At 71.1% G+C, this 13,859-nt stretch carries 13 protein-coding genes; 2 read left to right on the forward strand and 11 right to left on the reverse strand.

Going from position 1 to position 13,859, the window contains the following annotated elements:
* Nucleotides 1-4 precede the first annotated feature (4 nt).
* The 9 genes from BCD49_RS38255 to BCD49_RS38295 all read right to left on the reverse strand — a co-directional run bounded on the left by BCD49_RS38255 (nucleotide 5) and on the right by BCD49_RS38295 (nucleotide 9,827).
* Nucleotides 5-1,729 (reverse strand): GGDEF domain-containing protein, encoded by a 1,725-nt coding sequence (locus tag BCD49_RS38255; RefSeq protein ID WP_071042485.1) that lies wholly within the window; start codon nucleotides 1,727-1,729, stop codon nucleotides 5-7.
* A 168-nt stretch (nucleotides 1,730-1,897) separates the two neighbouring features.
* On the reverse strand, nucleotides 1,898-2,602 hold the full coding sequence (locus tag BCD49_RS38260; RefSeq protein WP_007511222.1) for an L-ribulose-5-phosphate 4-epimerase: 705 nt from the start codon (nucleotides 2,600-2,602) through the stop codon (nucleotides 1,898-1,900).
* Nucleotides 2,599-4,461 (reverse strand): ribulokinase, encoded by a 1,863-nt coding sequence (locus BCD49_RS38265; protein ID WP_083401955.1) that lies wholly within the window; start codon nucleotides 4,459-4,461, stop codon nucleotides 2,599-2,601. The genes BCD49_RS38260 and BCD49_RS38265 overlap by 4 nt, the downstream gene beginning before the upstream one ends.
* A 47-nt stretch (nucleotides 4,462-4,508) precedes the next feature.
* Complete coding sequence (gene araA, locus BCD49_RS38270) at nucleotides 4,509-6,041, reverse strand: L-arabinose isomerase (protein ID WP_007511226.1); 1,533 nt, start codon at nucleotides 6,039-6,041, stop codon at nucleotides 4,509-4,511.
* 155 nt (nucleotides 6,042-6,196) lie between these two features.
* Nucleotides 6,197-7,237, reverse strand: coding sequence for a LacI family DNA-binding transcriptional regulator (locus BCD49_RS38275; RefSeq protein ID WP_035929208.1), 1,041 nt, complete (start codon nucleotides 7,235-7,237; stop codon nucleotides 6,197-6,199).
* A 215-nt stretch (nucleotides 7,238-7,452) separates the two neighbouring features.
* Nucleotides 7,453-7,884 carry a MaoC/PaaZ C-terminal domain-containing protein gene (locus tag BCD49_RS38280; protein ID WP_007511231.1) on the reverse strand — a complete coding sequence of 144 codons (432 nt, stop codon included), beginning with the start codon at nucleotides 7,882-7,884 and terminating at the stop codon, nucleotides 7,453-7,455.
* Between the two features lie 29 nt (nucleotides 7,885-7,913).
* Entirely contained in the window at nucleotides 7,914-8,408 is a 495-nt protein-coding gene (locus tag BCD49_RS38285; protein WP_027140863.1) for an FAS1-like dehydratase domain-containing protein, read from the reverse strand.
* Between the two features lie 23 nt (nucleotides 8,409-8,431).
* The gene (locus BCD49_RS38290) at nucleotides 8,432-9,367 is read right to left on the reverse strand and encodes a DUF7065 domain-containing protein (protein ID WP_007511235.1); all 936 of its coding nucleotides are present in this window, start codon (nucleotides 9,365-9,367) and stop codon (nucleotides 8,432-8,434) included.
* The gene (locus tag BCD49_RS38295) at nucleotides 9,357-9,827 is read right to left on the reverse strand and encodes a nuclear transport factor 2 family protein (protein ID WP_071042490.1); all 471 of its coding nucleotides are present in this window, start codon (nucleotides 9,825-9,827) and stop codon (nucleotides 9,357-9,359) included. The genes BCD49_RS38290 and BCD49_RS38295 overlap by 11 nt, the downstream gene beginning before the upstream one ends.
* A 432-nt stretch (nucleotides 9,828-10,259) precedes the next feature.
* On the opposite strand from BCD49_RS38295, the gene BCD49_RS38300 reads away from it, so the two are divergent.
* The gene (locus BCD49_RS38300; protein WP_007511238.1) at nucleotides 10,260-11,441 is read left to right on the forward strand and encodes an NAD-dependent formate dehydrogenase; all 1,182 of its coding nucleotides are present in this window, start codon (nucleotides 10,260-10,262) and stop codon (nucleotides 11,439-11,441) included.
* Nucleotides 11,442-11,516: 75 nt separating this feature from the next.
* Here BCD49_RS38300 and BCD49_RS38305 read toward each other — a convergent pair whose 3' ends face one another.
* Nucleotides 11,517-12,251 carry a M24 family metallopeptidase gene (locus tag BCD49_RS38305; RefSeq protein ID WP_051466351.1) on the reverse strand — a complete coding sequence of 245 codons (735 nt, stop codon included), beginning with the start codon at nucleotides 12,249-12,251 and terminating at the stop codon, nucleotides 11,517-11,519.
* A 70-nt stretch (nucleotides 12,252-12,321) separates the two neighbouring features.
* Nucleotides 12,322-12,924 carry a TetR/AcrR family transcriptional regulator gene (locus BCD49_RS38310; protein ID WP_071042486.1) on the reverse strand — a complete coding sequence of 201 codons (603 nt, stop codon included), beginning with the start codon at nucleotides 12,922-12,924 and terminating at the stop codon, nucleotides 12,322-12,324.
* A gap of 72 nt (nucleotides 12,925-12,996) precedes the next feature.
* Here BCD49_RS38310 and BCD49_RS38315 point away from each other — a divergent pair, with 72 nt between their 5' ends.
* Nucleotides 12,997-13,842: a class I SAM-dependent methyltransferase gene (locus tag BCD49_RS38315; protein ID WP_027140862.1), complete on the forward strand. Its 846-nt coding sequence runs from the start codon at nucleotides 12,997-12,999 to the stop codon at nucleotides 13,840-13,842.
* The last annotated feature ends 17 nt before the right edge of the window (nucleotides 13,843-13,859 follow it).

The following is a 13,859-nucleotide window of genomic DNA, read 5'->3' on the forward strand; positions in this document are numbered from 1 at the left end:
CCGGTCAGCGGGGATCCCGAGACCGTCGGCGGCCAGGTGCGCCGCGCGGTTCGGTGGTGTCGTTCGGTTTGGCGGCGGGCGCGGCGTGGGTCCGGGGGTCGTAGGTGACGCAGCGTCCGGGGCCGCCGTGCTTGGCCTCGTACATGGCCATGTCGGCGGCGTTGAGCAGGTCCTCGGCGTCGGTGAGGTCGGGATCTGACAGCGCGATCCCGACGCTGCCCTTGATCTGGACCGTGCGGCGTAGCGTGACCGGCTCGGCCAGCGCGGCGAGGATGCGGTTGCCGATGGCGCGCAGGTCGTCCAGGTCGGTGTCCTCGCACAGCACGGCGAACTCGTCGCCGGCGAGCCGGCCGACGACGTCACCGGGCCGGACCACGTAGCGGAGCCGGTCGGCGACCGCGCGCAGCAGTGCGTCGCCGGCCTGGTGCCCGAGGGTGTCGTTGACGGACTTGAACCCGTCCAGGTCGAGGAACAGGACCCCGACGGCGCGTCGGTCGGCGCGGGCGCGCCGCAGGCCGCGTCCCAGTCGGTCCAGGAGCGCCGCCCGGTTGGCCAGACCGGTGAGTGAGTCATGCCAGGCGCGGTAGCGGGCGTCGTCCTCGGCCCGGATCCGGATCACCGCGGCGCCGACGACCGCGGCGACCGCCCGGATGAACGCGATGCTGTCCGGGTTGAAGCCACCGGCGTGCCGGCGGACGACGAGGGTCGCGACGGGCGCGTCCGCTCGGCCGACCGGCACTCGTACGACCGATGGGGTGACGCGGGCGGCACATCCGTCCGGTCCCTTGGCCGTCGGCGCCACGGCCTGGTCGACCGGACCCGCGCCAGGCGTTTGCCGCTCGGGTTCCCAGTGGCGTCGCAAGGTGACGTCGTCGGCCGGGAGCCGGTCGAGGAGGGTCCGTGCGGCGTCCTCGCACAGCTTTTCCTCGTCGGCGCTTTCCAGCGCGGACTGCGCCAGGTCCGCCAGGGCTGTCTGGCGTGCGGTCCGCAGGCGCTGGGTGGCGRCCGACCGCTCGCGTTCGGTGACGTCGTTGACGATGCCGGCGACCGCCGGCCCTGATACGGCGGCGCCTCCGGCGGAGGTGCCCGGCATGGGGTCGAGGTAGATGTCGTACCACCGGCCCTGGGACTCGACCACGTCGTGCGCGTGTTCGCCGCGCATCGCCCGGCGGAGCAACGCCAGGACCGCTGGCTGGTCGGCGAAGGTCTCGTAGACGCTGGATGCCGCCGCCTGCCGCAGCGCTGTCGCCGGTGGTTGGGTGGCCGCGCCGCCGCTGACCAGCACGCGGCCCTCGTGATCGAGGAGGAAGATCGAGACCGGCATGTGGTCGACCACCAGCTGTAGCTGCAGATTGGTCGAGACGAGCTGCGTGATGTCCAGAAGTTGAGTGACGAAGCACGGGATGMCGTTCGCGGCGGCGATGGGCCCGGATGCCAGCACATGAATGACCCTGCCGTCCGGTCGGACGAACCGGACGATTCGAGTTCGATCTTCCTTCCTGTCCGCTTCACCTCTGCGGACGGCCTCGTTGAGTTCGTCCAGCTGGGTCGGGTCCACCAACTGGTGCCAGGGCCTACCGACGACCGTGGCCTCGTGCCGGCCGAGCAGCTCGCAGGCCGCCGCGTTGATCTGATGCACGAGGCCGTCGTCGACGCCGGAGACGATCAGACCTGTCTGGACGAGGCCGAACAGCCCCGCAGGACCCGAGGGACCATCGCGTCTGGTCACGGGCGTCGCCTCCCGCCGATGGTCCGACGGCCAGCCGTCCCCCAGAGATGCGCCGGGGCCACGGTGTATCTCCGTACCCCCGGACGAGAGCGCAAATCGGTCACCTTGTGCAGTCATCCTGCGTCGCGCGCGATTCGGCGTGTGGCGCGACGGCCGCGGAGGACCTGGTCAGGGGGACGCGATCGGCTGGTCGTGCTGGCCGTAGGCGTTCTGGTAGCGGTGGTAGAACCGGTCGATGAGGTCGGGCGGGATCGGCTTCGGGATGCCGAGCTGATGGGCGAAGTGGACGCTGCGGGCGACGTCCTCGCACATGACCGCCGCCTTGACGGCCGCGCGGGCGGTCGGGCCGATGGTGAACACGCCGTGGTTGGCCAGGAGCACCGCCGGGGAGCGGTGCCCGTCGAGGGTGGCGACGATGCCACGGCCGATGGAGTCGTCGCCGATCGCGGTGAGCGGGCCGACCGGGATGGGCCCGCCGAACTCGTCGGCCATGGCGGACAGCACGCACGGGATGGGTTCGTGGCGGGCGGCCCAGGCGCAGGCGTAGGGGGAGTGGGTGTGCACGACGCCGCCCACGTCCGGGCGGTGCCGGTAGACGTAGGCGTGCGCGGCGGTGTCGCTGGACGGGCTGAGGCTGCCCGCCACCACGGTGCCGTACAGGTCGCAGACGACCATCTTCTGCGCCGTCAGCTCGGTGTAGTCGACCCCGGAGGGCTTGATCACCAGGACCTCCCGGCCGTGCGCGTCGCGGGCGCGGGCCGAGACGTTGCCGGAGGTCCAGGCGACGAGGCCGTTGTCGACGAGGGACAGGTGCAGGTCGACGAGCTGGTCGCGTGCCTCGTCGACGGCGGGCCAGGGCGCCTGGTTGGTCATCGTGGGTCTCCGGTCGCGCTGGTCGGGTGTGGGCTGGCCGCCGTCGTCGCGATCGTGCGCGCGAGCGGTGCCGGATCGGGGAACGCCGGATCGGGGAACGCCGGATCGTCCGCCGGCGGCCTCGCGAAGCCGCGCCGGGCCTCGCCGCCCGGGGCCTCGCCGCGCGAGGCCGCGGCACGCAGGGCCTCGTCGCGCAGGGCACGCAGGCGGTGCAGCACACCGCCCGTTCCGGCGGTGGTGGCGCCGAAGTAGTCGTGCAGCGCGCGGTATTCGTCGTAGAGGCGGGTGTAGGCGGCGTGCCGGGCCGGGTCCGGGAGGTAGGCGTCGCGGTCCACCCGGCTCATGGCGGCCGCGGCGGCGGGCACGTCCGGATAGGCGCCGGCCGCGACGGCGGCGTGGATGGCGGAGCCGAGCGCCGGGGCCTGGCTGGTCGCGGCGACGTGGATCGGGTAGCCGAGGACGTCGGCGTAGAGCCGCATGAGGGTGGCGTTCTGGACCAGTCCGCCGGCGGCGTAGAACTCCCGGACGGGCACGCCGGCGTCGCGGAAGGCGTCGAGGATCCGGCGGGTGCCGAACGCGGTGGCTTCCAGCAGCGCGCGGTAGACGTGCTCGGGGCGGGTCGCCAGCGTCAGGCCGACGATCACCCCGGACAGCGTGTGGTCGACGAGGACCGACCGGTTGCCGTTCATCCAGTCCAGAGCGAGCAGCCCGTGGCTACCGACCGGGTCGATGGCGGTCAGCTCGGTGAGGTACTGGTGCAGGGACTCACCGGCGGCCCGGGCAGCGAGGCGGTAGGAGTCGGGGACGTGGTGCTCCGCCCACCAGGCGAAGATGTCGCCGACGCCGGACTGGCCGGCCTCGTAGCCGTAGCGGCCCGCGATGATGCCGCCGTCGACGACGCCGCACATGCCGGGCACGTCGGCGAGCGTGTCCGCGGACATGACGTGGCAGGTGGAGGTGCCCATCACCGCGAGCATGTGCCCGGGCTCGGTGACCCCGACCGCGGGAGCGCTGACGTGGGCGTCCACGTTGCCGGCCGCGACGACGGTGCCGGCGGCCAGACCGGTCCACCCGGCGGCGCGGGCCGTCAGGCTCCCGGCCGGGGCGCCGAGCGGAAGCAGCGCGGTCGACAGGCGCGTGTCCGGGTAGTCGGCGAACGCGGGATCGAGCGCGGCGAGGAAGTCCCGGCTGGGGTAGGCGCCGTCCTGGAATATCCCCTTGTACCCGGCGGCGCAGGTGTTGCGGGTCTCCGTCCCGGTGAGCTGCCAGACGATCCAGTCGGCCGCCTCGATCCAGCGCTCGGTGGCGGCGTAGACCTCGGGGTCCTCCTCGAGGACCTGCAGCGCCTTGGCCACCTGCCACTCGCTGGAGATCTTCCCGCCGTACCGGGCGATCCAGGGCTCGCCGCGCTCGTGGGCGAGGGCGTTGACCCGGTCGGCGTGTGGCTGGGCCGCGTGGTGCTTCCAGAGCTTCGGCCAGGCGTGCGGCCGGCCGGCATAGTCCGGCAGCTCGCACAGCGGCGTGCCGTCCGCGGTCGTCGGAAGCACGGTGCAGGCGGTGAAGTCGGTGCCGATGCCGAGCACCTCGGCCGGGTCCACTCCCGCGTCGCGCACGGCGGCGGGGACGGCGCTGGCGAGGACGGCGATCCAGTCGCGCGGGTTCTGCAGCGCCCAGTCCGGCRGCAGCTCCCGGCCGCCCGGAAGCCGGCGCTCGATCACGCCGTCGGGGTAGACGTGCACGGAGGTCGCCAGCTCGTGTCCGTCGCGGACCCGGATCACGCTGGCGCGCCCGGACAGCGTGCCGAAGTCGATGCCGACGACGTACGCGTCCCGGAGTGCGGGATCGGGAGTGGCGGTCATGGCGCTCCTCGCGCGGATGGGCCGGGTGGGGATGGGCCGGGTACCGGCTAGCGGCGGCGGTCGAGGCTGAAGTAGAGGTCGTTCAGCCGCAGGTCGGCGCCGAAGGAGCGGACGGTGGTCTCGGCGTCGATGAGCGCGAGCTCGACGCCGGTCATGCCGGCGAACATGTCCAGCATGTCGACGTCCACGGCGGTGGACAGGACGGTGTGGTGCGGGCCGCCGGCAGTCAGCCAGCATTCGGCGGAGGTCGGCAGGTCCGGCCGCGGGGCCCACACCGCGCAGGCGACCGGAAGCCTCGGCAGCTCGTGGTCGGGCTCGACGACGTCGATGGTGTTGGCCACGAGCCGGAACCGGCCGCCGAGGTCGCAGATCCCCACCACGAGGCCCGGTCCGGGTGCGGCGGTGAACCGGAGCCGGACGGGATCCTGGCGCCCGCCGATGCTCAGCGGGTGGATCTCGGCCGTGGGGCGGGCCGCCGAGATCGTGGGGCAGACCTCCAGCATGTGGGCGCCGAGGATGCGCTGTGGCCCAGGGCCGAGGTGGTACGTGTAGTCCTCCATGAAGGAGGTGCCGCCGGGCAGGCCCGCGCCCATGACCTTGACGGCGCGCAGCAGCAGGGCGGTCTTCCAGTCTCCCTCGCCGCCGAAACCGTACCCGTCGGCCATCAGCCGCTGCACCGCCAGGCCGGGGAGCTGGCGCAGCCCGCCGAGATCCTCGAAGTTGGTGGTGAACGCCTGGTAGCCGCCGTCGGTGAGGAACCGGCGCAGCCCGGCCTCGACCCGGGCCGCGTAGCGCAGCGACCCGTGGCGTTCGCCGTCGGCGCGCAGCTCGGGGGCGACGTCGTACTGCTCGTCGTAGACGCCGGTGAGCTCGTCGACCGCGTCGTCGTCGACCGCGTCCACCACGTCGACCAGGTCGTTCACCGAGTGGGTGTTGACGGCGACGCCGAAACGGATCTCGGCCGCCACCTTGTCGCCCTCGGTGACGGCCACGCCGCGCATGTTGTCGCCGAAGCGGACGAGCCGCATCCCGCGCAGGTCGGCGCGGGCGGCCGCGACGCGGGCCCAGCGGCCGACGCGGTGGCGGGTGCGTGGGTCCTCGACATGCCCGACGACCGTCACCCTGGGCAGCCGCAGCCGGGTCTGGATGTAGCCGAACTCCCGGTCGCCATGGGCGGCCTGGTTGAGGTTCATGAAGTCCATGTCGAGGCTGTCCCAGGGCAGCGCCTGGTTGGCCTGCGTGTGCAGGTGCAGCAACGGCTTGTCGAGCGCCTCCAGCCCGCGGATCCACATCTTCGCCGGCGAGAAGGTGTGCATCCAGGCGATCACCCCGACGCACGACGGGTCGACGTTGGCCTGCTGGCAGACGGCGGCGATGGTGTCCGCGTCGGTCAGCACCGGCTGCCAGGTGACCCGCGCCGGGATCGTGCCGTCGCTGGCCAGCCCGTCGGCGATGCGGCGCGACTGCGCCGCGACCTGCTCGAGGGTCTCGGGCCCGTACAGGTGCTGGCTGCCCGTCAGGAACCAGACCGTGGCGCCGGACAGGACGGGCACCGCGTGCTGGAGGGCGGGTAGCGACATGCGGCCTCGTTTCAGTGCGGACGGCGGCATCGGCCCGGGAACGAGCGGTCGGCGCCGCGGCGGCACCAGGGGAGAGTCTGGGCGGCCCGGCCACATTGTTAGCGTTAACAAATCGACCGTCAAGGTGCGAGAGCGGCGCCCGGGGACGGTCGGGTCTACCGGCCGCCGGAACGGCGGGCGACTCCCGCGCGGCGGCGCGGCGCGGCGCGCCCCGGCGGGGCGACGCTCTCCCGCTCGACCAGGCTGGGCGGGATCGGCGCGAGGCGCGGGAGCCCGTCGGGGGAGGGGTCGTCCAGCTGCGCCAGCAACAGGCGCACGGCCTGTTCGGCGACGGCCTCGAAGTCCGGGCGAACGGTCGTCAACGGCGGGCTGACGTAGCCCGCCTCCGGGATGTCGTCGAACCCGACGATGCTCACGTCGCCCGGCACCGACAATCCGGCCTGGCGCAGCGCCTTCATGACGCCCAGCGCGAGGTGGTCGTTGGCGGCGAAGACCGCGCGAGCCTCCGGCATCCGCGCCAGCAGCTGCCCCGCCTCGAAACCGGCGCCCAGCGACCAGTCCGCCGCGAGGACGGGCGGCACCTCGGCGCCGGCGTCGACCAGCGCCTGGCGCCAGCCCACCACGCGCTCCGCGCTGTCGAACCAGTCCGGTGGGCCGGACACGTGCCAGACGGTCTCGTGCCCCGCGGCCAACAGGCACCGCGTCGCCAGGCGGGCCCCCAGCTGCTGGTCGACCGTCACCAGCCGCGACGGGCGGGCCGGGTCGCCGTCGATCACCGCCATCGGCAGGTCGTCCGGGACGTCGTCGAGCGCCTCGTTGGCCGACACCACCGGCGCGATCACCACGATCCCGGCCACGTGCTGGTCCAGCAGCCGGGCGACCGCGTCGGCGATGGATGCCCGGTCGAGCACCGGGACACTGGCGACGCCGACGGCGAACCCGACCCTGCTCACCACCCGCTCGACCGCGGTCAGGATCGAGGTCGGCCCGTAGAGCGCGGTGTTCTGCGCGACGATCCCCACGGTCTGGGACCTTCCGGTGACCAGTGCCCTGGCCGCGCGGTTCGGCCGGTACCCCAGCTGCTCCATCGCCGCGCGCACCCGCAGGCGCGTCTGCTCCCTGACGTTCGGGTGCTCGTTCAGCACCCGCGACACCGTCTGATGTGAGACGCCGGCCAACTGGGCCACGTCCGCCATGCCGGGCGCGCGCCGGGTGAGGACCCGTGCGCCGGCCTCGCCCTCGGGCACCGGCGGCAGAGCCCGTCCCGCGTCCTGTGCCGCCCGATCCGGCCCTCCGGCCAGCTCTCGGGCGGGCTCCCGGACCGGCTCCGCGGGCCTGGATGGCGCGGGCCTGGATGGCCGATTCTGCCCCGACATGTTAGCGCTCACTCTACCGCTGAAGGCGAACGGACTCACTCCCGGGCGGGCAGGGACACGACCGCGTGACCTGGAGAGGTCCCGACTCCGTCCTGGTTGACCACGTTGATGTCCAGGGCTACAAGGTTCTCCCCGTTCTCCTGCTTCTTCCCGGTCACCACGCCGATGGTGGTGAGGACGTCGTTCTTGTGGTTGATCGCCCGGAACTGCATGCCGAGCTCACGGATTTCCGCCTCGTCACCGATCCAGGCCCGCAGCGCGTTGAGCACGTAGGCCCAGCGCAGGTTGCCCATGCCGAACGCCGCGCCCTGCCCGGCCGCCTTCCCCGCCTCGTCGTCCATGTGGACGTAGAAGAACTCGTCGTTGACGGCCGCGAACCGGTTCCAGTTCATGACGTCGGTCCTGCGCTGGAACGCCGGGATCTCCTGGCCGACCTCGACGTCCTCGAAGTAGACGTTGTGCGCCATCTCATCGGTCCTTGTCAGGTCGTGGCCGGCTAGTAGCGGATCGTCGTCTTGACCCGGGTCTTGACGATCTCGCCGTTCTGGTTGGTCCACTCGGTCGCGACGTACGTGTAGAGAGTGAGCCCGTGGCGGCCCTGGCGCTCCTCCCAGTGGGTCAGCCGGGATCGGGCGGTGATGACGTCCCCCGGCCGCATCTTCACGCCGAACTTCTCGGTCATACCGCCGTTGAGGATGTTCTCGCCCTTCTTCGCCTGCCGGTCCGGGACGGCTCCCGCTGGTCGCGGGTCGTTCACCGGGACGGCCCAGGCGAAGGGGTTGAAGTCGTCTGGGGCGATGATCCCGCCCCAGCGGGTCGACTTGGCGTACTCCTCGTCCCAGTAGATTCGCGGCGGCGTCTCGCCCCAGTACACCGCGATGGCCCACCTGCGGATGTCGGACGCCGACACCGGATATGAAACCCGCTCGTCGGTCCATACGCCACGCTGGGCCTCGAGTTCGGGCGTGACCAGCGTTTCGATGTGTTCGATGTCTTCGAGGTGCGTTGGGTGCCTCATGCTGGTGCCTTCTTGCTCGCGGCTCGCAGCGCCCGGACGTGGGCGAGCGGGTGGAACTCCTGGTTCTCACCCCAGCCCTGTTGGCCGTCCCACTGCCAGTCGGTGAGGGTCCAGTAGGCGAGTCGACCCGGCCAGCCGAACCAGCGCAGGGCCGTCCGGATCTCCCCGACCGCCCGCAGCTCGCGTCCGTGTTCGTCGACGGCGTCCAGCGCGACCCGGGCCGGTACGTCCCCCCGTCGTTCGAGCACGCGTCGGCTTCCGCTGACGAGATCGCCCAGGACTCCGTCGCGGAAAAGGTAGCCGTTGCGGACGGTCTCGACCCCGGGCTCGTCGGTGCCGAGGGTGATCGCGTGCCAGTGCGAGTCGGGCGACGCGATGGCCCAGAGGTAGTCGCCTGCGCGGGTGGCGCCCGGACGGTGCGGCCCCCAGGTCCGGTCGCGCAGCGAGAAGGAGTCGACGGCGATGCGCTCACCGTGCAGGACCAACGAGCCGGTGCACCGACCTGGCTGGTCGAAGTGACGGGCCCCGCTCACGATCGACATCGGATCGTTGCGGATCTCGTGTGGTTCCATGAGCGCCGTCCACTCGAGGTCGAGCTCGAGGCCGAGGTTCGAGTACGACAGCCGGTAGTGCCGCATCGGGTCGAGGACCTCGTGGCGGAGGCTGTTCGGCAGTTCGACATGGGCGAAGTCGAGGTGCTCGGCCGTCGGTTGCAGCCAGCGCCAGTCGTAGAAGAGGCAGTCGTAGGTCTCCTCGCCGCTGGGATCCCAGATCGCTGGGCCACCGCCCGGGACGCCGGTGCGCGGATCGTAGAAGAAGTAGACGAACCCGATCAGGTTCCGCGCCGGAACCGAGAAATGGAACCAGACGCTTTCGCGCCAGTAGGGGTCCTCGCCGTGATGGAAGACCTCGTCGCCGGCATCAAGCCCCACTGATCGCTCCAACGGTCGTGTCCCGCGGCCACTCGATGTCCAGCCGCAGCCGGGTCAGGGTCAGCGTGRCGATCCGCCAGCTGCCCCCCTCCTTGCGGTACGTCTCGTGGTAATGACCGCGACCCAGAATGCTTTTCCAGCCCTCGCGTGGGTGCCGGTCTGCCCACTCGATGACGTCCTGCATCGCCCAGATGCCGGTGGCGTGCCCCTCGTCGAGGATCTCGATCTCTCCCGTCAGACCCTGGTGGCACGACACGGCGGTCGTGAGACTGGATCGGAGGCTCGCGGCGTAGTTCGCGCCACCTTCCATCCACACGTCACCGCGCGGGGTGATGACCTTCATGTCCTCCGTGAACACTGACGCCAGCTCGTCCCAGAGCTTGGAGTCCATGTAACGGAAGTAGCGGGCCTTGAGGCTGCGGATCTCCTCGATCGCCTCCAGCCGGTCGATCCTGTCCATGCACGACCTCTCTCGCGTGTGCGCGCGCCGTAGACCGGAGCCGACCTCCCCGCTGAGCACGGACTCCACCGGCCACCTTCCCACGGGGAAAGTACACGTTCACTCTCTACCCGGGCACCGCGGAGCGCGACGTCGCGGGCGCCGCCCCACCGGCCTTCGTCGGCGCTGAGCCCGCTGAGCCGGYTGAGCCGGCTGAGGCGTCGCCGGCGGCGGGTCCCGTCGACGTGTGGGGAGTGGTCGGCGCCGGGGTGACGCTGGCGGACGTCGACGGGATGGTGCGGGTCAGGAAGCGCCTTCAGCACCCGTCCACCGGCTGAGCGTCCTCCCGCGCGATGCCTGTCAATTACATCGCGATATAAGACATCACTTTGACTGTGCCGTGGCGGGGAACCGATGATGGCGTCCTGCCGCGAGCCCAGGCGAGGGGATGTCATGGTGAAGGTTCTTTGCGTTCTTTATGACGATCCGGTGGGTGGATATCCCAGCTTGTACGCCCGGCCGGACCTTCCGGTTCTCGAAGCCTATCCCGACGGGCAGCGGCTACCCACGCCGCGGGCGGTCGACTTCACCCCGGGGACGCTGCTGGGAAGTGTGTCGGGAGAGCTCGGCCTGCGTGGCTTCCTGGAAAGCGGCGGGCATTCACTGGTCGTCACCTCGGACAAGGACGGCGCGGAGTCCGTCTTTGACCGCGAGCTACCTGACACCGATGTCGTGATTTCCCAGCCCTTCTGGCCGGCGTACCTGACCGCCGAGCGGATCGCGAAGGCGCCGAAGCTGAAACTCGCGATCACCGCCGGGATCGGCTCCGACCACGTGGACCTGGACGCGGCTATCGCGCACGGAATCACCGTCGCCGAGGTCACCTACTGCAACAGCGTCAGCGTCGCCGAGCACGTGGTGATGATGATTCTCTCGCTGGTGCGGAACTACCTGCCGTCCCACCAGTGGGTGCGGTCCGGCGGATGGAACATCGCCGACTGCGTGGAACGCTCCTACGACCTGGAGGGCATGGCTGTCGGGACGGTCGCCGCCGGCCGGATCGGGCTGGGCGTGCTGCGCCGGCTGGCGCCCTTCGGCGTGAAGCTGCACTACACCGACCGGCACCGGCTGCCGACGGACGTCGAGCGGGACCTCGGGCTCACCTTCCATCCGACCACGCGGGACCTGGTGCCGGTCTGCGACGTCGTCACCATCAACGCGCCGCTGCACCCGGAGACGGAGGGTCTGTTCGACGACGCGCTCATCGCCACGATGAAGCGTGGCGCCTATCTGATCAACACCGCCCGTGCCAAGATCTGCGACCGGGACGCGGTGGTGCGGGCTCTGGAAAGCGGCCAACTCGCGGGCTACGCCGGCGACGTGTGGTTCCCCCAGCCGCCGGCCGCCGATCATCCGTGGCGGACGATGCCTCATCACGGGATGACACCGCACATCTCCGGCTCGTCCCTGTCCGCCCAGGCCCGCTACGCCGCCGGCACCCGCGAGATCCTCGAATGCTGGCTCGAGAACCGGCCGATCCGCGACGAGTACCTGATAGTCCAGGGCGGCGCGCTCGCCGGCGTCGGCGCTCATTCCTACACGGCGGGAAACGCGACCACGGGAGCGCCGGGCTGAGCGACGACCGCCTGGCCGGGAGATGACAGGACGTCGCCGGGATCGGATCGCGCCGGCTTGCCGAATGGCGTCGGCTTATCGAATCGCGTCGGTGAGGCCGGGCGAAGCGGTGTGGCCGAGGTCGAGCAGGGTCTCGTAGAACCCGCCGAACCCCCGCTCCCGGTCGACGAGGTGGATCTCGAGGATCCAGTGGCACGGCCGCCCGGCGGAGTCCGTCCGGCGCATCGGGTGCTGGCTTCCCGGCGTGATGTAGTACTCGACGCGGTTGCCGGGGATACGGTCGTGCGGGAACTCGCCCACGAGGTGGCCGGCGAGTGGGCTCCCGTATTCCCAGCCGGCGTCGGCCGCGAGCTTCTCGACCGCGGCGAACAGCTGCTCCCCGGTGATGTCCGGGTGATCCTCGAAGTGGCGGCGCCCGGCCTCGAACACCAGTGACAGGTCGTTACGCAGGCGATGTTTGACCGGGTCGTCGCCCAGGACGAAGGTCCGCCCGTAGTCGCCCTCCCATCCGTCGAAAACGGGGCCGAAATCGCAGAACACGATGTCGTCATCGCCGATCACCCGGTCGGGAGGATTCTCGTCGTATGGCTGGAGGGTGTTCGGACCCGCCCGGACGATGCGTTTGTGCCAGTGCTGGCGCACGCCGAACAGCTGCGTGGCGAGGTCGCGGATGTCGTTACTGACACGTTGCTCGCTCCGGCCCGCGGAAATGAGGCCACGACGTTCGACCTCGCGAAGAAGCTCGGACGCCTTAGTCTGTGCGTCGAGCAGTCGGCTGACGCGTTCGGATTCACTGGCCACGCGGCTCATGGTACGGACCGGGCACTGACCAGACAAGAATCCTGACATTTACCTGGCAAGCCTCCGACATTCTCGGCCGTCAGCGTGGCCGCCGTTGCACGACGTCGGCGAGCACCGTTGTCACCAGCTTGTTGACGATTGCCGGGGCCGGCGCACCCAGGTCGCGGTCCGCGAACAGCAGATGCCCGCCACCGACCAGGGAGAGGGTGAGCGAGTCAATGTCGGCATCGGCGGCGATACGGCCGAGATCACGCTCGTCGGCCAGGTAGGCGGAGATCGCGGCCGTGGCCTGGGCGAGGATCGTGATGCCGCCTCCCGRCCGGGCTTGCCGCAGCCGAGCGCGTAGCTCGTCCCGGAAGGTGACGAGCGGGATGATCGCCACCGGAACCGGCCCGAACAGCGTGGTCAGCGCGCTGGTGAGGTTGTCGGCCACCGTGCCGGCGCCGGCGGACTCGCGCAGCTCGCTGGCCCGTGTCTCGAGCTGCGCGGCCCGATCGAGCACGAGTTCGGTGAGGAAGGCGTCGAAGTCGGTGAAGTGCCGGTGCAGGACGCCCTTGGCGCAGCCCGCCTCGTCGGTGACGGCCCGGCTGGTCAGGCCATGCGGCCCGGCCCGCAGCAGTACGCGTTCGGCGGCGTCGAACAGCTGCTGCCGCGCGTCGCGAAGATGCACCCCAGTCGGCACGCACAGATCCTCCCATCGATCCGCCCGGTGGCCTCCGTAGCCCAGTGGGCATGCGCCCATTAAAGTGGGCGCATGCCCACTTTGCCGCGAGAACCGCGTGAGACGGGAGAACCGCCAGCGGAGCTGCACAAGGCCCGGCGGATGGCCGAGTCGTTCGGCACGAACGCGCGACGCTATGACCAGGCCAGGCCCGGCTACCCCGATGCGCTGGTGGCGCGGATCGTCGCGGGGAGCCCGGGGCGTGACGTGCTCGACGTCGGCTGCGGGACCGGCATCGCGGCTCGGCAGTTCAAGGCCGCCGGCTGCGTCGTGCTTGGCGTCGAGCCGGACGCGAGGATGGCCGACTTCGCGCGATCCCGCGGTGTGCGGGTCGAGGTCGCGACCCTGGAGGCGTGGCAGCCGGCGGGCCGGACGTTCGACGCGGTGGTTGCCGCCCAGTCGTGGCACTGGGTGGATCCGGTCACCGGTGCCGAAAAGGCGGCCCGGGTGCTGCGTCCGGACGGGCGACTGGCGATCTTCGGGCACGTGTTCGAGCCGCCAGCCGAGGTGGCCGAGCCGTTCGCGGCCGCCTACCGGCGGGTGGCGCCCGATTCGCCGCTGCGTGGTCAGCCGGCTCGACGCCCCTTGGAGATATACCAGGCGGGGTACGCGATGATCGCCGACAGGATCCGCGAGACCGAACGGTTCGACGACCCGGAACAATGGCGATTCGACTGGGAGCAGTCCTACACGCGCGACCAGTGGCTGGCCCTGCTCCCCACCACCGGCGGCCTCACCCAGCTCCGCTCCGACCAGCTGGCCGAGATACTGGCCGCGGTCGGGGACGCCATCGACTCCCTGGGCGGCTACTTCACGATGCGCTACACCACCCTGGCGACGACCGCCCTTCGGCGTGGCCTGCCCGATCAGCGCGGGTAGTCGTCAGAAAGGCCAGA

It is taken from the genome of Pseudofrankia sp. EUN1h, assembly GCF_001854645.1.
Taxonomy (GTDB): domain Bacteria; phylum Actinomycetota; class Actinomycetes; order Frankiales; family Frankiaceae; genus Pseudofrankia; species Pseudofrankia saprophytica.

Bases quoted from the DNA above. Each gene is read 5' to 3' on its own strand.
- araA (WP_007511226.1), bottom strand. From the start codon at position 6,041: ATGTCGCTACCCGCCCTCCAGCACGCGGTGCCCGTCCTGTCCGGCGCC.
- BCD49_RS38305 (WP_051466351.1), bottom strand. From the start codon at position 12,251: ATGAGCCGCGTGGCCAGTGAATCCGAACGCGTCAGCCGACTGCTCGAC.
- BCD49_RS38300 (WP_007511238.1), top strand. From the start codon at position 10,260: ATGGTGAAGGTTCTTTGCGTTCTTTATGACGATCCGGTGGGTGGATAT.
- BCD49_RS38280 (WP_007511231.1), bottom strand. From the start codon at position 7,884: ATGGCGCACAACGTCTACTTCGAGGACGTCGAGGTCGGCCAGGAGATC.
- BCD49_RS38315 (WP_027140862.1), top strand. From the start codon at position 12,997: ATGCCCACTTTGCCGCGAGAACCGCGTGAGACGGGAGAACCGCCAGCG.
- BCD49_RS38260 (WP_007511222.1), bottom strand. From the start codon at position 2,602: ATGACCAACCAGGCGCCCTGGCCCGCCGTCGACGAGGCACGCGACCAG.
- BCD49_RS38275 (WP_035929208.1), bottom strand. From the start codon at position 7,237: ATGGCGGACGTGGCCCAGTTGGCCGGCGTCTCACATCAGACGGTGTCG.